At 72.0% G+C, this 18,979-nt stretch carries 12 protein-coding genes; 6 read left to right on the forward strand and 6 right to left on the reverse strand.

Going from position 1 to position 18,979, the window contains the following annotated elements; translation table 11 throughout:
- Positions 1-42 precede the first annotated feature (42 nt).
- The 4 genes from AB0E98_RS22575 to AB0E98_RS22590 form a co-directional block, all read right to left on the reverse strand.
- Positions 43-2,997: a galactose oxidase-like domain-containing protein gene (locus AB0E98_RS22575; RefSeq protein WP_361705392.1), complete on the reverse strand. Its 2,955-nt coding sequence runs from the start codon at positions 2,995-2,997 to the stop codon at positions 43-45.
- Between the two features lie 981 nt (positions 2,998-3,978).
- Positions 3,979-4,221 (reverse strand): hypothetical protein, encoded by a 243-nt coding sequence (locus AB0E98_RS22580; RefSeq protein ID WP_361705395.1) that lies wholly within the window; start codon positions 4,219-4,221, stop codon positions 3,979-3,981.
- A gap of 1,160 nt (positions 4,222-5,381) precedes the next feature.
- Positions 5,382-6,983: an alpha/beta fold hydrolase gene (locus tag AB0E98_RS22585; RefSeq protein ID WP_361705396.1), complete on the reverse strand. Its 1,602-nt coding sequence runs from the start codon at positions 6,981-6,983 to the stop codon at positions 5,382-5,384.
- A 177-nt stretch (positions 6,984-7,160) separates the two neighbouring features.
- On the reverse strand, positions 7,161-7,331 hold the full coding sequence (locus AB0E98_RS22590; RefSeq protein ID WP_361705397.1) for a hypothetical protein: 171 nt from the start codon (positions 7,329-7,331) through the stop codon (positions 7,161-7,163).
- A 280-nt stretch (positions 7,332-7,611) separates the two neighbouring features.
- Between AB0E98_RS22590 and AB0E98_RS22595 the strand changes: the two genes are divergently transcribed.
- The 6 genes from AB0E98_RS22595 to AB0E98_RS22620 all read left to right on the forward strand — a co-directional run bounded on the left by AB0E98_RS22595 (position 7,612) and on the right by AB0E98_RS22620 (position 16,863).
- On the forward strand, positions 7,612-8,505 hold the full coding sequence (locus tag AB0E98_RS22595) for a DUF6545 domain-containing protein (protein ID WP_361705399.1): 894 nt from the start codon (positions 7,612-7,614) through the stop codon (positions 8,503-8,505).
- Positions 8,466-8,678: a DUF6545 domain-containing protein gene (locus AB0E98_RS22600; protein ID WP_361705400.1), complete on the forward strand. Its 213-nt coding sequence runs from the start codon at positions 8,466-8,468 to the stop codon at positions 8,676-8,678. Before AB0E98_RS22595 ends, AB0E98_RS22600 begins: the two co-directional genes overlap by 40 nt.
- Positions 8,675-9,856: a cytochrome P450 gene (locus AB0E98_RS22605; RefSeq protein WP_361705403.1), complete on the forward strand. Its 1,182-nt coding sequence runs from the start codon at positions 8,675-8,677 to the stop codon at positions 9,854-9,856. The genes AB0E98_RS22600 and AB0E98_RS22605 overlap by 4 nt, the downstream gene beginning before the upstream one ends.
- 164 nt (positions 9,857-10,020) lie before the next feature.
- Entirely contained in the window at positions 10,021-10,224 is a 204-nt protein-coding gene (locus AB0E98_RS22610) for a hypothetical protein (protein ID WP_361705406.1), read from the forward strand.
- 589 nt (positions 10,225-10,813) lie between these two features.
- On the forward strand, positions 10,814-13,768 hold the full coding sequence (locus AB0E98_RS22615; protein ID WP_361705408.1) for an AfsR/SARP family transcriptional regulator: 2,955 nt from the start codon (positions 10,814-10,816) through the stop codon (positions 13,766-13,768).
- Between the two features lie 227 nt (positions 13,769-13,995).
- Positions 13,996-16,863: a BTAD domain-containing putative transcriptional regulator gene (locus tag AB0E98_RS22620; protein WP_361705410.1), complete on the forward strand. Its 2,868-nt coding sequence runs from the start codon at positions 13,996-13,998 to the stop codon at positions 16,861-16,863.
- Between the two features lie 98 nt (positions 16,864-16,961).
- Here AB0E98_RS22620 and AB0E98_RS22625 read toward each other — a convergent pair whose 3' ends face one another.
- Complete coding sequence (locus tag AB0E98_RS22625; protein WP_361705412.1) at positions 16,962-18,008, reverse strand: basic secretory protein-like protein; 1,047 nt, start codon at positions 18,006-18,008, stop codon at positions 16,962-16,964.
- Positions 18,009-18,047: 39 nt separating this feature from the next.
- Positions 18,048-18,974, reverse strand: a complete 927-nt coding sequence (locus tag AB0E98_RS22630) for a peptidoglycan-binding domain-containing protein (protein WP_361705415.1) — start codon at positions 18,972-18,974, stop codon at positions 18,048-18,050.
- Between the last annotated feature and the right edge of the window lie 5 nt (positions 18,975-18,979).

The raw sequence follows: 18,979 nt of genomic DNA on the forward strand, positions 1-18,979 counted from the left end.
GGGGGGAAGAAGTGGACGGCGGAACCGCCGTCTTCCAGTGGGTCATGTGCTGAGGTGGACCCAGCGGGCGCAGGAGGGCAGACGGTTGTGGTCGACGATGGTGAGCATCCACCATCCGGGCGGGGCCAGGTTCGGCTTGTCCGTCAGCGTGATGGTCAGCTCGCAGAGGCCGTTGACCGTGAAGGGGATGTCGAGGAGGCGTTGCTGGCTGTCGGTCGAGTGGGTCGTGGCCATCGGGCGCATCAGTTGCACCCACATGGTCTCGCGTGCTTGCGGGGTGCGCAGGATGTACTGGCCTCCGTAGCGCATCTCGGTGGGCGCGTCCTCGATGTGCGGGCGCGCGCCGCGGAAGAGGTACGGAGGGTGGAAGAGCTCGATGCGCAGTTCGTCGTCTCCGCGGTTGGGGTTGGACCCGGCTGTTGCGACGCGGCCGTCCGGGAGCAGGGCTGCCACCGAGTGGTAGAGGCGTGGCACGGTCGCGGTGGCCGCGAGCGTCCACGTTCCGGTCTGCGGGTCGTAGATCTCGGACTGCAGGACGGGGGCCGCCTCGCCCTGGGCGCCGCCGCCGCTGACGAAGACGGTGCGGTCCGGCAGTAGCACGGCGTTCAGGCGGGTGCGGCCCAAGTGCATGGGGGCGGTGGGGGTGTAGTGGGGGTTCGGGCCCGAGAGGTCGGCGATGTCGGCGTTGGGGGTGGCGCCGGTGCCACCCAGGCCGCCCATCACCATGACCTTCTGGTCCTGGGCGGGCGGGAGCAACACGCTGGCGGCCTGGTCGCGGTTGTCCGGGAGGGTCAGCCCGGGGACGGGGGTGGTTGTTGTCGAGCCGAGGCTGATGGTCTGGGCGGGCAGTCCTGTGGTGCCGAGCGAGGCGCCGGTCCAGAAGATCCGGCCGTCGCGCAGCAGGAAGAGGTGCGGGTAGAGGGGCCAGCCGGGTGTGCGGGCGGTGGTCGGGGTCCATGTATTGGTGGCGGGGTCGTAGATCTCGGGGGTGTCGTTGCCCCCGCCGGTCTTGTTGAGGCCGGAGACCGCGAGGACGCGGCCGTCCGCGAGCGAGACCAGGGTGGGATACCAGCGGCCGTCGGCCATGTCGGCGACGTTGGTCCACGTTCCCGCGGTGGCGCTGAGGATCGCCGCGTTCGGCAGGCCGTGGAACGGGTCGTACTGCTCGGTGCCGCCGGCCGCGAGCAGGTCGCCGTTGGGCAGGGTCGCCTGGCCGCAGCAGAACGTGTCGTAGCTGATCGGCGGCTGGGTGAAGGCGCCGGTGCGGTAGTCCCACAGCACCGAGCCGTTGGTGTGGGAGTCGTGCCGCGGCGGGTAGTTGCCGGATCCGGAGAAGATGGCCAGCTTTCCGGTGTGCAGCAGGGCGAAATGCACGGCGAGGGTGATCGAGTCGCAGGGCAGCAGTTCCCACATGCCCTGACTCGCGGCCGTGGCCAGCACCGCGTCGGTGCTCATGGCACCGTCCATGGCGGCCATGACGCCGCCCATACCGGCCATGGCGTCGCCCATGCCGGGCATCGCCATCCCGCCGCCCGGGCCCGGCACGTCCATGCCCATGCCCGGCATGTCCATGTGCGTCATCCCCGAGTCCGGGCAGCCGCGGGTGCCGTCCACGTCCGGACCGCAGTCGTCGACGTCGGCGTACGGGAGCAGGATCTCGCAGGCGTCGACGGCGTGTGGGGTGAGCCACAGCTGCTGACGGGCTCGCACCAGACCGGCCAGGCCCTGCATCATGTGCGATTCGATGTGGCAGTGGAAGAGGAAGTCGCCGGTGATCGTCTGTCGGCAGGCGTCGTGCGGATGCTGGTGCTGAAGGGCCTCGATCTCGGGCGGCAGCACCGGGAAGGGGGTGGGGACGACGGTGTCGATGGTGAAGCCCTCGGTCGGGCTGAGCGGGTGCACGTCGGCCGAGCCGCCCGGCGGGGTGGGGATCTTCCACCTCGCCGCGTGGGTGTGGACGTTGTGCCACTCGGTCGCCAGGTCGAGGTTGATCAGGTACCAGCGCAGGCGCTGCCCGGCGTCGGCGACGATGGTGGGCGTGTTGCCGACGTAGCTGCGGCCGTTGAGGCACAGCGAGGAACCACCCGCGCCGGGCGCGAAAACGATGTGCTCGTGCTGGCCGGCGTTGGTCCACACCACCTTGCCGCCCGGCGCGACCTGGACGGCGGCGGGATCGAAGAGGTTGTCCTTGGCCGTGACGCCGACGGTCGCGGGGGCGCCCGCGACCACCTGCACCGTCCCCGACATCGTGACGCCATGGATCTTGCAGTGGTACGGATACGACGTCTGCTGGTTGTCGAAGACATGCTCAAACTGCTGACCGGTCCCCAGCGTCGGACTCTCGAAGCCGGAGACCGCCGCGTCTCCGGCGAGACTGTGCACGAACAGCGGGATCTCGTGATCCACATGGGGTGCCGCCGCCCGCTCACGGACGATGAGCGCACCGAACAGCCCGCGCCGCACCCACCGCTGGACCTCCTGGTGATGGTCGTGGAACGCCCAGACCCCGACCGTCTCGGCGGTGGCCTCGAAGCGGTATGTCCAGTCCTGCCCGGGCAGGATCTCGTCACTGCGCCGCCCGTCGCGGCTGCGCACCCCCAGTGGCCACGCCCCGTCCGAGGCGATTCCGTACAGCAGCCCGTGGAGGTGGAAGCTGTGGCAGGCGTCCGGGTCCGCGTTGCGTACGTGGATGTCGAGGGTGTCTCCGATGTCCGCGTACAGCACGCACCCCGGCACCCGGCGATCCCAGGCCGGCTCGTTGATGTCGGCATCGATGAGCTTGTCGGTCACCGGCATGGTGTAGGCGGGGTCCCGGTACTGGCGGTAGACCAAGGCGTCGAACGTCGACGCGAAGATCTCCTGGGCGGACACCCGGCCGATCTCGTGGCCCGGGTTCCGCATGAAGTCCCGCCCGAAGTACCGCGCACAGGGTTCGGGAGCCAGAGGGCTGTACCCGGCCACCGGCTCGATGCGCAGATAGATGTCCCGATGCACCATGCAGACCCTCTCCTGGCACAGCGCAGCCGGACGGCGATGCGCATGCAGGTGATCCGGCTGTTGCCGGCACCATGGACCGCTTGCCTTCGCATCTACCGTGCCCAGCGCCCAGCCTGTCGGTCCGGGTACGAAAGCCAGTTCATCCGATCGGAGGGGAGTGTTCTAGCGGCAACGCCACCCGAATCGAACGCGCGACGTGCCCTGTCCCGGCGGCCTTGGTGCATAGCCCGTAGTGTGCGACATCCCGGGGTGCGCCACGAGGCGCCATGAAATCGAGTGAGGGTCAAACGCGCACAACGGTGAGAGCAGCCCCGGCAACGTACGGGACGGGTCGGCACTGTCAGACGGCCCGGGTCCGGCTGGCGGCGAGGAGAAGGTGTACGCGAGGAACCACTGCCCGAAGCCCTGTAACTGTCGCACTCGGCTCAAACCTGACGGATACGGGTCGAGATGCAGCGCGTGACCGTCGCTCGTTTGGTGACGTTCAACTCCGAAGCCGGATCGCGGGTCCGGCGGGGAGGCCATGTTGAAAGCCTGCGGCGTAGGCATGTCGAGGCTGCCGGGGTATAGGTGGACACCTCCCTCCTTGATCGATTTCGTGGTGAACGTGGGAACCATCCGCAGCCGCCCTTCCCACCGGACAACCAGTCCGGTGGCGGGCAGGTCCGTTGTCGGCCGAAGGCTGTCGGGTGGGGCGGAGGGCGTACCCATGTTCGGGCCCATGCTGCGCTTCGTCGTCGGCACCGCATTCGCCGCCCGCCGCATCACCAGACACCTCGAACGCCATGCGCCACGCCGGTGACAAAGGAGCATGACGACTGGGGGAGGGCGCGGGTCAGAAGGTGCGGCGCTGGCCGGGTACGAGTAGCCGGGCCGGAGGCGGTCGCGGATGACCTTCTGCCAGTTCTGGGTCTCGAAAGAGACGTTGATCTCCTTGCCCTCCACGTCGCGGTCGGGGATGGAGTCGCGGGCCGGGGTGCGTTACGCCGTCGCGTGCTCCAGCGCATCCAGGACGCTCGCGTCCTCGCTGGTGGCCTTCAGCCCGATCACGCCGGTCAGGTCGGACATCACCGGCCGGTCCGCCTTGAGATGCCCGTGCGGCAGCACCTCCCAGTTGTCGCCGTGGTGGGCGGAGACCTTCTCGATCTGCGCGTACTGGGCCTCGAACCCGCCCAGTCGCTCCACCGCCGACAGCAGCGAGCCCAGGCCGTTCGCCTGCACCATCAGTCCCTCGGCCAGCACCAGAAACGCCGGGGAGACCTTCCCCTCCAGGCGCTTGGCAACCTCGGCCGCACTGGCGTCCTCCTCCAGACCCTCCAGCGCGTCCAGGGCCTGCTTCGTCAGCGCCGCCGCCCTCGCCCGCGCCGTCTGCGCGGGCCCCCTCCTTGTCGACCTGCTGGAGCAGGGGGCTGTAGTTGCCGATCAGGGCCTCCACGATCTCCTGCTGCTGACGGTGGATCTCCGCCAGCTCCTCGTGGGACTTCTTCGCCTTCGCCGCCATGCGTTTGCAGAACATCGTGGCGATGTCGTCCCGGGCGCGCATGCGGGCCTCCAGACGAACACGCCCTGTACTGCCAGTACATGTGCCAGGACTGCAGCGGAGGGGTGTGCTCCCAGCCGTACTACGTCTACTCGGCGTGCGGTAGCTGCTGACGACGCCACGTGACAGCCGGGTCCGTGGGTGGCGCAGAGCCTGCGGGCCCGGAGAAATGTGCGTATTCAGTGCATCGACTCCGTAGACCATGAGCCCTGCATCCGACGCGAGATGTACCTACGGGGATAATTTGCTACGGAGTTTCTAGGATTTGCTGTTTATTCGGTACAGCATGGTTTGATGCCGATTCTGTGGCGGGTCGGCCGCCGGTGGGGCTCGCTGGCGGCCAAGACGAGGCCCACGTCGAAGCGTTGTACGGGGCGGTGGGCCGTGAGCGGCCGCACTCCACCGGCGTTGAGTCCACGATCCAGTGGATATTGAACCAGAAGTCCGTGTCCGTGGTCGGCAGCCGGATGGCCTTCTTGACCAGGGCAACGCTGCTCGCAGCCACTTGTTGTACCCGGACTGCTGCGGCAGGCATGTGATCGCGAGCACGGCATTGCTCCACCGCAGCATCAGGGACACATAGGGCTTGCTCTGCTTGTAGATCACCTCGAACCCCAGCGCCTCGTAGAACGTCAGGGTCTCCCCACTGACGCGCACGGCATCAACGGCACCGTCGTCTCGTTCGGCCGAACCGCGGGCTCATTCACGTCATTTCCCCTTCCAGGTGGCTCGGCGATGCTCGCACCTTTGGGCGGGATCCGCACATGAGCCGTTCCGGAAGGCTCGCCTCACGCCACCGACGGCCAACGTTGATATCTGGGTGCGCCGGACGACGCCGACCAGGTCATCGCCGTGGGACGCGGCCCTGTGAAGCGACGGTCGGGATCTCCGGCGAAGTGGTGGGCTTGGAGTGGCCCATGCGTTCCGGACGGCCGGCAGCGCACTTCAGGTCGGCCGGGGGCAGGTTGCCGCTCGCCAGATAGGCGTTGATGGTGTCGTTCACACAGGCGTTGCCGTAATCGGCGCCGTAGACCGCGTGGCGGAACGAGTCCGTCACCGTGATCATCCGGGACGAGGGCCATCGCGTGTGCATGGCCCTTGCCTCGTCGTACGGCACCCGTGGGTCCCCGGTGGCGTTGACCATCAGCGCGGCGGTGTCGCCGCCGATGGTGGTGGGCCGCTCGCGTGGTGGGGCCCAGAAGGCGCACGGGGTGGTGTTGTTGAGCAGCGGGCCGAACAGAGGGTGCCTCTGCCGCGAGCGTTGCACCGCGTGCCAGAATACTTCCGTATCGCGCGGTCCGGGTGTGTCGGCGCACAGGAACGCCGTCTGCGCGCTCGCGTACGCCGAGCCCTGGGCGGACAGCAGGGACGGCAGCAACTCGGCGAGTCCGGGGTCGGGTTCGGCACGTCCCGTCGTGGCGGCTTGCCTGAGGGTGCCGGTCATCACCGCGATCTGCGCGTCGGTCGCCTCGGTATCGTCGCCGAGCACCCCGTAGAAGAGCACGGGCACCACGTGTTCGTCCAGCAGGTAGTCACCGACGCGCAACGGCCGCTGGGCGGATGCCGCGGTGATCTGAGCGACGGTGGAGAGTACGGCGTCGGCGCTCACCCCCAGCCCGTACGTGCCGTTCCGGGCGGCGGCCCAGGTGGCCCAGTGCCGCAGCGCCTCCTCGTTGACGCTCTCGGTGCCGTACTCGGGCCAGGGGGCAAGGTGGCCCGGTTCGTGCACGCCGTCCAGGACCATCCGGTCGGTGCGGCCGGGGAACATCGCCGTGTACACCTCGCCCAGGTACGTCCCGTAGGAGATCCCCAGGTACGAAAGGCGCTGCTCGCCCAAGGCCGCGCGGACCAGGTCCAGATCACGGGCGACGTCACGGGTCGAGGCGAAGGGCAACAGGTCCCGGGCGCCGGCGCGGGCGCGGCAGCGTCGCGCGAGGTCCTGCTCAAGGGCGGCCGTGCGTCGGAAGCCGGCCCGGTCGTGGCCTGCCGACCGGAAGTAGCTGCCGGTGTCCCAGCCGCAGTCCAGCGGGGTGCTCCGGCCGGTGAACCGCGGATCGACACCCACCAGGTCGAAACGGGCGCCGGTGGTACCCAACGCCGCGCGACGGGCGGGGAGGAAGTCGATGACCGGATCCCCAGGGCCACCCTCGTTGACCACCAGGGCGCCGACGCGGTGGGCCGTGTCCGCCGCCGGGATGCGGGCGAGGGCGACGGTCAGGGTCCGGCCGCCGGGTCGTGTGTGGTCCAGTGGGACGGCCAGCTGCGCGCACCGTGCGCCCGCCGCCTCCAACTCCCTGCCCGCGCTGTCGTCGGAGCCACGCACACAGCTACCCCACGCCGGCTGTTGAACTGCCGAGGCGGCAGCAGTCGTTCTCGGCGCGGCGATCAGGGCGAAGACGGTGGCGAGCGCGGCGGCAACTGCCCGGCCACGCAAATGGCGTGTCATGCCGCCGACGGTAGTGCGTACGGGCCCGGCCCGCCGGAGCACGTTCCCACCGGGCCGGATGCGCCCCCGGCGTGCGGAAGCCCGACCGGCGATAGGGGTGCCCCACACGCTCGCGGTTGTCGCCAGTCGGGCGCCACATGTCTCGACGCCCGCGACGACAGGGCATGCCAGGAAACGTCAGGCCATTGCCCGCGCGGCGCGTCGCTCGCCGGTGCTCAGCCACCCCACGCTCGCCGCGATGACCACCGCGAGGACGAGGCTGACCGGCCCGGTGCCGAGGTCCAGGCCTCCGCGCTCGCGGCTGAGGGCGAGCTCTTCGGCAAGCTCGCGGCGGAGCGCCTTGAGCATGTCTTCGCCCGGCTCGAAGCGGTGTGCTGCCTATGACCAGCCGGTCATTAGCTATACGTGACACCTTGGCCCAAGGTGGCCCCATCGGAATGGTCCGCTTGAGGCTGCGCGTGGACGCCGGCCGGGCGAGGCTGGGATACGGGCTGGTGAGGAGAAGCGCGATGACCGGTCACCGTGATCAGCCGGGCCCGGCCGATCCGCTGGGTGAGGAGCCGGCAGCGGTCGTGCACGCACCGGTGCCGCGTTCGGGGCTGTCTACTTGCGGGATCCGAGGGAGCCCGTGCTGGTCCTGACGGTGGTCTGCGGGTTGCCGGTCGAAGCGACCGTTCCGTACCGCCGAGTGCTGTTGACCACGCCCGGCCCCGCTGCGGACGCAGTGGGCGAGGGGCGTCTGGTGTGGGTGGGGTGCCAGGAGGGCATGGCCCGCCGCTACCCACGTGTCGCTGCGTACTTCCCCTACCGGCTCGGGGTCGCGAACGCCCCCCTCAAGGCCGGGCGCCACTGCTGGGGCACACTGGGCCTGGTGTGGCCGGCTGATCATTCGTCCCGTCTCGGTCTCCGCGAGCGTGAGCGCATCACCGGCGCCGCCCGGCGCATCTACCGAGGTAGGCAACTGCCGCCCAGCCGGCCGAACGACCGAACCGAACGCCGGGTAGCCCTCTTCGCCCACTTCCCCCGTTTGTGCCTGATTTACCTGGCCTCCGCGGTTTCCGTGATGAGCGGGCTGTTCATCGTCGGAGAACAAGACCGGTTCGCCCCCCAGCTCTACGCGCTCCACCTCTTCGGCTACGTCACCTACTTGGGCATCACCGTCGGCGAATTCCTCGTCCAGGCATGGCCCCTCGGCCAGTTGGCCCGTAAACGCTGGGAAACCCGCTCCTTCAAAGCCCTCGCACCCCTGTGGAGCGAGCTCGTCGAGGTCGGCCCCGACATCGACCCTGCCGCCACGGCCGCCGGTGAAGTGGCCGAGGACGACGGGGACGTCTTCCTCCACCGCCGCGTCATCGAGATCAACGACGGCATACTGACCCTGCGCTCCTACCGCTCCGGCCGGGTCCAGCAGGCCACCCGACACACCCTGGCCCGGCTCGGAGAGGCCGCACGCTACGTGGGTATGCCACCGTGGAAGCGGCTGTGCTCAAAGACGCTGTCAGGGCCAGGCGCCGTGGCCTGAAACCGAACGGTGACATCGCCCGGCCCGCACCCGGCACCGACGAACGAGAGGGCAACCTGAGAGCCGAGACCGAGTGGCTGCTGCTCGTCGCCCAGGCATACGCCAACAGCGACGTCGTACGCGCGACCACCACCGAGACCGCCCAGGAAAAGGAAGCAGTCCCGACACCATGAGCGACCCGCTGTCGTGCCCCGAGTTCCTCCAGAACCCCTACCCCTTCTACGACGATCTCCGGGCGGCAGCCCCGGTGCAGCAGGTGAACACCGGCTCCGGGGGCAGGTCCAGCTACCTCGTGACGGGCTACGCCGAAGCGAAGGCAGCCTTCACGGAACCGGGACTGTCCAAGGACACCGCCCGATTCTTCGCCGGCCGCTCCTCCGGCCGCAACCTCCATCCCGCGGTCGCCCACACCATGCTCGCCACCGACCCGCCCGAGCACACCCGCCTGCGCCGCCTGGTGACCAAGGCGTTCACCACCGGCGCCGTCACCCGCCTGCGGCCGTACATCCAGCACACCGTTGACCGTCTCCTCGACGCCCTCCCGAAGAACGGTGAAGCCGACCTCGTCGCCGGTCTCGCCATCCCGCTGCCGGTCACGGTGATCTGCCAGATGCTCGGAGTGCCCGAGGCCGACCGAGCCCGGGTGCGCACGTGGTCGAACGACCTCTTCGCTGCCGGGCAGCCTCAGCGGATCGACGAAGCCTCCCACGCCATGGCCGGTTACATGGCTGATCTCATCAAGGCCAAGCGTCGCGTACGGGACGACAGCCTTCTGCACGGCCTCATCGCCGTCCGGGACGAAGGCGAACAGCTCACCGAAGACGAGCTCGTCTCTCTCGCCGTCCTCCTGCTCATTGCCGGTCATGAAACCACCACGAATTTCATCGGCAACGCCGCCCTGGCCCTCCTCCAGTACCCCGCCCTCCTCGACCGGGTACGAACCGATCCTGGCCAGATGGGCAGCATGCTGGACGAACTGCTGCGCTACGACTCACCAGTCGGCATCGCCACCTTCCGCTACAGCACCCAACCGATCACCCTTGGCGAGACCGAAATCCCCACCGGGGTCCCCGTGCTCATCTCGCCCGGAGCGGCCAACCGAGACCCAGCCCAGTACCAGACTCCCGGCTGCCCCGACGCCGACCGCGACGCCAGGGGGCACCTGGCATTCGGGCACGGAATCCACCGGTGCCTGGGCGCGCCACTGGCCCTGGCCGAGACGGAGATCGCCCTCCGTGCACTCCTGACCCGATTCCCCGGACTGCGCCTCGCCGTAGCGGCCGAAGAGCTCCGATGGCGCCGCACGCGACTCATGCGGGGACTGGAATCCCTTCCGGTATTCACGCGGTAGAAGGTCCCATGCCGGCAGACCGGAAAGGCCCGACAACGTCCGAGAGCGCTGCCCAGTGTTCTCGGCACACCAAGATCGGGTGGCGAACCAAGCGGCAAGCAGACCACTGTGATGCGTTGGGCAGAGCTGGTGGCGGGTCGGGAAGGGCGCGCGAGCCCGGTGCCGTGTTCACTCTCGAGGCGCTCGCCGCCCGCCTCGGCCGCAGCAGTGCGGGGGTCACCGGCACGCTGTCCATGCTGAGTCAGGTCACCCACTCCGTCCACGGGCGCCGGAACCGGCCGCTCCACTGGCGGGAGCAGGGCAACGAGTATTCCTACGCGCTGGACGAGGCAGTCGCCTTGAGCTGGCGGAGCCTGCGAGGGCTGTAACCGTACCCGGGCCGGGCACGGCAACGGGGCCCGGGGGATCGCCCCCCAGCACGCCCCGCCGTCGCAGGGCCTCGCCCCGAGAAGCCGCGATGAGGCCCCAAGAAGCTCTGCGTTGTGTTCCGACTCCTTGGCATCCGGCCACGGACCTCGCGCAAGAACCCGTTTGGCGGACCATCGCGACCACTGCTACGCCTCCGGAGGCCGTGCGAGAGATTGAGGAGCTGGTACCCGTGTACGCAGTATCGACGTGGGTGCTCCCCTCCGGGGTCACGATCGGGCGGTAGGTCGTCCGGGAGCGCCGTAGAGTGCACTCCTGAAAAGGCACGACCATGCATTTCACTTCTGAGCAGCGTCTCGATGACGGTGTCATCGAGCGCGAATTCACCCTCGGCGGCGGGCCCGCCCCGCCGCGGCGTGGCGCGCGCCTCGATGGGTGGCCCGGCGACGCTAAAGGACGGATTGTCCACAGGTAATATCCAGGCAAACGCACACCGGTGGGGCGGCGTGCCGAGCGCCCGGTGGGAAGACGGGGCCGGCCCGCTGCCCCCTGGCTTGTGTGCCTGAAGGCGTCAATGGGGTGGGGCGGAAGATGGTCACCGGGGATACCGGGGATACCGGGCTGCGGTTCGCGCTGCTCGGTCGGCTGCGCGCGTGGCGCGGCGACAGGGAGCTGGAGCTCGGCTCCCCGCAGCAGCAGGCGTTCCTCGTGGTGTTGCTGCTGCGCCAGGGGCGGGGCGCCTCGGTGGCCGACGTCGTGGAGGCCCTGTGGGGCGGGAACCCACCGCCCCGTGCCGTGGGGGCCCTGCGGACGTACGCCTCGCGGCTGCGCAAGCTGCTGGAGCCGGAGCGGGCCGCGGGCGAGTCCCCCCGGGTCCTGGTGTCCGTCCCCGACGGCTACGTGCTCCACTTGCCGCGCGAGGCCGTGGACCTCGCCCGGTTCGAGGACCACGTCGCCTCGGCGGGCCGGGCCCGGGCGGCCGGGCGGCTCGCGGAGGCCCGCGCCCGGCTGCGCCTCGCGCTGGAGCCCTGGCAGGACGACCCCCTGCCGGGCGTCCCCGGCGCGGCCATGGACGCGCACCGCGCCCGGCTCGCCGAGCAGCGCCTGACGGCCCTCGAAGCCCGCCTGGAGCTCGACCTGGAGCTGGACGGCCCGCGGTCGGTCCTCGCGGAGCTCGCCGGCCTGGCCGCACGCCATCCCCTGCACGAACGGCTGCGCGCCCTCCAGATGCGGGCGCTGCACCGTGACGGCCGGTCCGCCGAGGCGCTCGCCGTCTACGACGAGGCCCGCCTGCTGCTGAGCGAGGAGCTCGGGCTCGAACCCGGCCGCGACCTCGCCGAGGCGCGGGATCTGCTCACGGCGCCGGACGCCACCGGCGGCACCGGGCTCCCGGACCCGGCCGCGCCGCCGCTGCCCGCCCAGCTCCCGGGCGACCTCGCCGACTTCACCGGCCGCGCCGCGATCGTGGCGGACCTGTGCGCACTGCTGACGTCCGAACGCCCCGGGGCCGCGGCTGTGGTGGCGGTCTCCGGAGCCGGCGGGGTGGGCAAGAGTGCCCTCGCCGTGCACGTCGCGCACCGGGTGCGGGAGTCCTACCCGCACGGACAGCTCTACACGGACCTCCAGGGCGTCGGCGGCCACCCGGCCGACCCGGCCACCGTACTGGGCTCGTTCCTGCGGGCGCTGGGCGTGGACGACGCCGCGATACCCGAGGGCCTGGCGGAACGCTCCGCGCTCTTCCGCGCCCGGCTGGACGGGCGCCGTGTGCTCATCCTCCTCGACAATGCCCACGGCCCCCAGCAGGTGCGGGCCTTCCTGCCCGGGCCGCCCTCGTGCGCCGTCCTGGTCACCAGCCGTGCCAAGCCCGCGGGACCCGCGTCCGCGCGCCTGGTCGACCTCGACGTCATGACCCCGGGCGAGGCACTCGAGCTCCTGGGCAAGGTCATGGGCCGGGACCGCGTCGCCGCCGAGGCGGACGACGCCGCCCGGCTGGTGTCGGCCTGCGGCCACCTGCCGCTGGCCGTACGGATCGTGGCCGCCCGGCTGGCCACGCGCCCCGCGTGGCCGCTCGGCGCGCTGCACGGCCGGCTCGCCGACGAGCAGCACCGCCTGGCGGAACTGCGCGTCGCCGACCTGACCGTCGAGGCCGCTTTCGCGCTCGGCCACGACCAGCTCCGGCCGGCCCAGCAGCGCGCCTTCCGGCTGCTCGCCCTGCCCGACGGCCCGCACGTCTCGTCCGCCGCCGCGGCCGCTGTCCTCGGCCTGCCGGAGCCGGAGGCCGAGGCGCTGTGCGAGTCCCTCGTCGACGTCAGCCTGCTGGAGTCCCCCACCCCCGGCCGCTACCGCTACCACGACCTGCTGCGCCTTTACGCGCGCGGCCGCGCGAGCGCGGAGGAGCCCCCGGAAGGGCGGGCCGCCTCCCTGCACCGCCTGCTGGAGTTCCTGGTGTCCACGGTGCGGGCCTCGTACCCCGGCGCCCTCGACAGGGCCGAACGCCTGGGGATGACCGCGACGGTCCCCGGACTGTCGTTCGCCACGGCCGAGGACGCCGGCGCCTGGCTGGCCGAGGAGGCGCCATGCCTGGTCGCGGCGGTGCGCCAGGCGGCCAAGGCCCCCGACGGCGCCCTCGCCCCGGCGGCCGACCTGCTGCTCATGACGGAGGAGCTGCTGGAACGCGGGCGCCCCGGGCCGGAGTTCGAGCAGGCGGCCGAGGAAGTGGTCGCTGCGGCGCTCCGCCTGGGCGACCGGCGCAGCGCGGGCCGCGCCTACCTGGCCCTCGGCCACGGCCACTACTACGCGGCCCGCCTCCGCGAACTGGTCGTGGTCTACCGCCAGGCGGTGGCGGCGAGCCGCGCGGCCGGCGACGCGCTCGTCATGGCCGACGCCCTGGTACTGCTGGCCCGCTGCTTGTACCACCTGCGCCACCACGACGAGACCCGTGCCCTCCTCACCGAGGCCTTGGCGGTCTTCCGGGCGCACGCCGACCGGCTCGGCGAGGCGAACGCCCTCGGCGCGCGCTGCCGGGTGCGCCAGGAGGCGGGCGAGACGGCCCCGGCGGTCGCGGACGCAGAAGAGGCCCTGGTGCTCCATCAAGGTCTGGGCAACGGCCGCCGGGTGGGGTTCGCCCTGTACGAACTGGGCGTCGTCCTCGGCGCCGCCGGACGGACCGCCGAGTCCGCCGCACGCCTCACCGAGGCGCTGGCCTTCTTCGGCGACCGCCGCAACCGGCTGTGGGAAGGGCTCACCCTCTCCCGGCTCGCGGAGAACCGGCTTGCCACCGGCCGCGCCGAGGAGGCCGCCCAACTGGCCCGGACCGCGGCCGCGACGCTGGAGGAGGCCAGGAACGACCGCGGCCGCGCCCACGCCCTGGCCGCGCTCGGCTCCGCACTCGGCCGCATCGGGGACCACGACGGCGCCCGCGCGCACCGGCGCACCGCGCACGAGATCTGCGTCCGCCTGGGCATGCCGGAGGCCGACGACCTCCTCGCCCTGCTCGGCGACGAGCCCGGGCGCCGGGACGGAGCCGAACCGGCACCGGTCCCCTGACGAGAGCGGCCTGCTCTCCTCGTATGCCGGACCCGTCACGGCGGAACCGGTGTCACGGGCGATTCGCTCCCCCCCCCGTGACCTCTCGTCAAAAGGTCCTCGCGCCAAGTGGTCCTCACGTCATTCGGAGACATCCCATGCCCTTCACTGCCTCTCTTGGCCACTCCTCCGGTGGCGGATCCGGGCGAACCGCCACCTACCGGTTCACCGTTCTCGGTCCCCTTCGCGTGTACGACGGGCCGGCCGAGGTGCCCGTCGGCGCGCCCCGGGTGCAGGCGGTGCTCGCGGTCCTGCTGCTGCGGGCGCGCACCTCCGTGTCCGCCCGGGAACTGATCGCCGCGGTCTGGGGCGACGAGGCCCCGCCCGGCGCGCTGGGGTCGTTGCGCACCCATGTCTTCACCTTGCGTCGGCTGCTGGAGCCCGGCCGGGCACCCCGCGCCGCCGCGCGCACGCTGCTGACGACGGGCGACGGCTACACCCTGCGCGTCGCCCCGGAGGACGTCGACCTGACGGTCTTCGAGCTCCGCACGGCCGAGGCACTGCGGGACCGGGCCGCCGGCCGGGCCGAACGGGCACGGTCATTGCTCGTCTCCGCGCTGGACCTGTGGCGCGGCGGGCCGCTCGCCGGCGTGCCCGGCCCGTACGCCGACGCCCAGCGCACCCGGCTGGAGGAGCTCCGCCTGTCGGCCGTCGAGGCTCGCTGGGAGGCCGAGATCGCGCTGGGCGGGCACGACAACGCGCTCGGTCCGCTGCGCGCGCTCGCCGCCGAACACCCGTGGCGCGAGCGGGTCCACGAGCTGCTGATGACAGCGCTGCATCACGCCGGACGACAGGCGGACGCACTCGACGTCCACGCGCGCGTCCGCCGTGCGCTCGCCGAGGAGCTGGGCACCCGACCGGGTCCCGGCCTGGACCGGCTTCAGCAGAAGATCCTCACCGCCGGACCCGGTCGGCGGGCGGGCGACGCGACCGGGCTCCGTGCTCCGGTCCGGTCCGACGGCTCGGCCCGGCTGCCCCAGGACACCGCCGACTTCACAGGCCGGAACGACGAGGCCGACCGGCTGTGCACCGCGCTGGAGAGCGGCCGGACCGTCGCCCTCAGCGCGGTCAGCGGGATGGGCGGCATCGGCAAGACCGCACTCGCCGTCCACGTGGCCCACCGGATGCGCCACCGCTTCCCGGACGGGCAGCTCTACGCGGACCTGAGGGGGACCGATCCCCGGCCCGCGGAGCCCATGGAGGTGCTGGGCCGCTTCCTGCGCGTCCTCGGCGTCCGCGCCGGCCACCTCCCGGCGCTGCCCGGGGAGCGGGCCGCCCTCTACCGCTCCATGCTCGCCACCCGGCGGGTGCTCGTCCTGCTGGACAACGCCCGCGACCTGGCCCAGGTCCGCGACCTGCTGCCCGGCGCACCCGGCAGCGCGGTGCTGCTCACCAGCCGCTCCCGGCTCGCCGGGCTGACCGGGGCCACCCTGGTGGACCTGGGGCCCATGGCACCGGCGGAGGCCCTGGAGCTGCTGACCCGGATCGTCGGCGAACGGCGCGTGTCCGCAGAGTCGGAGGCCGCCGCCGAGGTGCTCGACGCCTGCGGCCGTCTGCCACTCGCCCTCCGCATCGTGGCGTCCCGGCTGGCCGCCCGGCCGGACCACACCCTCGCGGAGACCGCCACGCTGCTGGCGGACGAGCGGCGCCGTCTCGGCGCGTTCACGGCGGAGGACGCCGCCGTGGAGACGACCTTCCGGCTCGGCATGGAACCGCTCGACGCCGAGCACGCCCGCGCCTTCCGGCTGCTGGCCCTGCCCGAGGTGCCCGAGGTGAGCGTGCCCGCCGCCGCGGCGCTGCTCGCCCGGCCGGAGCGGGAGGCGGAGGAGCTGTGCGAGTCGCTGGTCGACCTGAGCCTGCTGGAATCGGTCGCCCCCGGCCGCTACCGCTACCACGACCTGCTCCGGCTCTTCGCCCGTCAGACCGCGGTCGCCGAAGTGCCGGACCACGAGCGGACCGCCGCGCTCACCCGCCTGCTGGAGTTCGCCCTCGCCACCGCCCTCGACGCCCACCGGGCGTCGCTGCCCGACGACCTCTTCCCCGGGAACGCGGCCCCGCCGCGCTCCGCGGGCCTGGTCTTCACCGGCCCGCGGGAGGCCACCGCCTGGCTGCTCGACGAACAGTCGTCGCTCCTGGGGCTCGTCGAACAGGCCGCGGGCGACGCCTCCCTGTCGCTGACCGTCTGCTCGGACCTGCTGCTGGCCGCGGACCCGCTCGGCCGCCTCGGCGCGCAGCCCTACGGCATCGAGCGCGCCGCCCGGACCCTGGCCGAGGCCGCGCGCGCCGCCGGCCACCGCACCGCGGAAGCACGCGCCCTGTACATGCTGGGCGGCTCCGTGCAGCACCGCTTCGCCATGCGGCTCGGCGCCCCCGTCCTGGACCGGGCCATCGAGCTGTGCCGGGCGGCCGGGGACCGGACGCTGCTCGCCCACGTCCTGATCACACGGGGCGGAGGCGCGCTGGCCCTGCGCGACTTCACCACCGCGCACGCCATGCTGACCGAGGCGCTGACCCACGGCAGGGCCCTGGCCAGCCGTGGCACCGAGGCGTACGCGCTCGGCTTCCTCGGCCTGGCCCTGCTTGCCACCGGCCGGGCCGAGGAGGGACTGGCGCACTGCCACGAGGCCGTCGCCATCACCCGGGCGACCGGCGACGTCGCGGGCCAGGCCAACGCGCTGCACAACCTCGCCCAGGTCTGCCTGTGGACCGGGCGGACGTCCGAGACCTTCGACAGCCTGCACGAGAGCCTGCGCCTGTGGCGGCAGACGGGCTCCCGTTTCCGCGAGGGCCTGCTGCTCGGCGCGATCGCCGAGGCACACAACCTCTCGGGACGCCCCGCGCAGGCCGCCGAACACGCCGCGCGGGCACGGGACATCGCCGAGGCGCGCGGCGACGCGGGCATCCTCGCCCGCGCCCTCGCCCAGCTGGGCCACGCCCACCGGGCACAGGGCGACACCGACGAGGCCCGGGAGCACTACCGTCGCGCGGAGAGCGTCTTCCGCGAGCTCGGCCTGCCCGACGCGGACGACGTCGCCCGGCACCTCCGGGATCTCTGACCCGTGGCGGGCGGGGACGGAAGCCGCGCCCCCCGGCTGGGGGGACCGGGGGACGCGGCGCCTCGGCGGGACGGGGGAAGTCGTCCCGCCGAGGGGACTCAGCGCTTGGGGATCTCGTCCCACAGCTGCTGAGCGGTCTTGCCGGTACGGGCGCTCCACCACGCGTCGTCGCCGGCGTACGAGCCGTCGTGCCCGGCCACGTTCAGCTTGCGCACGATGTCGGCGTCGTAGTGCGTGGCCACGTGGTTGAGGAAGTACGCCGTCGTCTTGTAGGCGTCGGTGTACTTGTCGGAGGACCGGACGTAGGGGAGCCCGCCGTTCTCGAAGTGGTAGTTGCGCACCCAGTCGGCCACGCCCTCCACGAAGTGCCCCGGCGCGGTGCGGTTCTGCTGGATGATGTGGACCTGCTCGTGGATGAGGAAGCCCGCGTCGCCGGGGTTGCGGCGGACGTAGTCGGGGTTGACGCTCACCGTGCCGCCCGAGGCGTAGGCGACACCGGTGTTGGAGCGGTCGAGCACGATCCGGTACTCGGTGGGCGCCGCGTAGGCATCGCCTATGATCAGCGCGACCGTCTTGGGGTACCAGGTCTCCAGCACCGGCTTCTGGGCCTCGAGCCAGCCGGCCAGGTCGGGGGCCTGCCCGGCGTCCAGCGTGATCCGCACGCCCCGGCCGCCGGGCTGCTGCGGCTGGGAGCCGACGGGCAGCAGCTCCCAGCGCTGGCCGGGGTCGCCCCCGTCCGGGCTCCGCAGCGCCAGCGCGATGCCCTCGCCGACGGCCGTCAGGTAACGGTCACCTTCGTTCCCGCGCACCGTCTTGATCCGGTACCAGCCGCTGCCCGCGTCCTCGAACAGCCAGCGCTGGTTGGCGTCGCCGTGCTCGGAGAACAGGTGGGTGACCCCTGCGCTGAAGTTGTAGTCGAGGGCCATGGCCCGGCCGGGGCCGTGGGTGCCGTGGGTCAGACCCGTCTCCAGCAGCCACGAGCCGTTGTCCTTGGCCCAGAAGACCCACTGCTGGGCCTTCGACCCGTTGGGCTTCCAGCCCTGGATCTTCGTGCCCGGTGCCGTGTTGCTGTGGTCGACGTCGACGGTCAGGCCGTTGGCGGACCGGAGGGTGAACAGCTGGCCGTTCTGTGGAACGACAGACATGCCGTGTCGCCTTTCTTAGGGGTGAGGAGTGCGAAGGGTTCAGTCGGCGACGCGGAAACCGTGCTCCGCGCCCAGCTTCTCGAGGGTGGTACGGCCCGGGACGCCGTCGGCGTCGTCGCCCTCGTAGCCGCAGCGGTTCTGCCACTCGGCATAGGCGTCCTGGGTCTTCGTGCCGAAGGATCCGTCGACCCAGTCCGCGGACAGCAGGCCCTCGGCCTGGAGGGCCCGCTCCACGACGAGCACGTCGTCGCGGTGGGAGGTCGCGCCCTGCGGGGCGTCCGGGTCGCTCCCGGCCGCGGCCACGACCTTCGCCAGGCTGACGTCGGCGACCCCGGCCGTGGACGGGGCACCGGACTCGTCGTCCGCGGCCTCGGTCGTGGACGGGGCAGGGGCGTCGCCCGAGCCCGCGGCGAGGATCGCCGACCGGTCGATGGCACCCGGGTCCCAGTGGTCGTTGCCGGGGACGTTGGCATGCCCGTAGTGGCCGCCCTCGGAGTGCCAGGTGTCGCTGTCCCGGTCGGTGGAGTCGGAGCCGTCGGCGGCGAGGTCGCCCGCCGGCCAGGCGTCCGGGACGCCCCAGGAGCGGGCGGCGCCGAGCAGCGCGGCGAAGTTCGGCCCCGGCTGCCAGTAGCCGGTGAAAGGCTCGCTCGCCCGGGCCAGCACCTCGACCTGGATGCAGACCCTGCCGGTGCGGTTGGTGCGGTCGTCGCCGTCGTTGCGCAGGGCGCGGGCGCTCTCGTCCAGCGGGCCGAACTGGCCGATGCGGTCGGTCGTGGGGTCGTAGAGCACGTGCGGCTCGGCGCCGATCTCGATCAGGTAGTCGGCGGTGGAGTCGAACTCCGCGTCGCCGGCGCCGCTCTCAGTGGTGTGCCAGACGATGCGGGGCGGCTCGTCCGGGGTGTCCATGCCGCCGCCGATGTCACCGTCGCCGAGGCGTTCGGCACCGGGGATCCAGGTGATGCCCATGGGGG

The organism is Streptomyces sp. NPDC037389, from assembly GCF_040636475.1.
Classification (GTDB): Bacteria; Actinomycetota; Actinomycetes; order Streptomycetales; family Streptomycetaceae; genus Streptomyces; species Streptomyces hesseae.

Bases quoted from the DNA above. Each gene is read 5' to 3' on its own strand.
- AB0E98_RS22625 (WP_361705412.1), bottom strand. From the start codon at position 18,008: ATGTCTGTCGTTCCACAGAACGGCCAGCTGTTCACCCTCCGGTCCGCC.
- AB0E98_RS22575 (WP_361705392.1), bottom strand. From the start codon at position 2,997: ATGGTGCATCGGGACATCTATCTGCGCATCGAGCCGGTGGCCGGGTAC.
- AB0E98_RS22585 (WP_361705396.1), bottom strand. From the start codon at position 6,983: ATGACACGCCATTTGCGTGGCCGGGCAGTTGCCGCCGCGCTCGCCACC.
- AB0E98_RS22630 (WP_361705415.1), bottom strand. From the start codon at position 18,974: ATGGGCATCACCTGGATCCCCGGTGCCGAACGCCTCGGCGACGGTGAC.
- AB0E98_RS22590 (WP_361705397.1), bottom strand. From the start codon at position 7,331: ATGCTCAAGGCGCTCCGCCGCGAGCTTGCCGAAGAGCTCGCCCTCAGC.
- AB0E98_RS22615 (WP_361705408.1), top strand. From the start codon at position 10,814: ATGGTCACCGGGGATACCGGGGATACCGGGCTGCGGTTCGCGCTGCTC.
- AB0E98_RS22605 (WP_361705403.1), top strand. From the start codon at position 8,675: ATGAGCGACCCGCTGTCGTGCCCCGAGTTCCTCCAGAACCCCTACCCC.
- AB0E98_RS22580 (WP_361705395.1), bottom strand. From the start codon at position 4,221: ATGGTGCAGGCGAACGGCCTGGGCTCGCTGCTGTCGGCGGTGGAGCGA.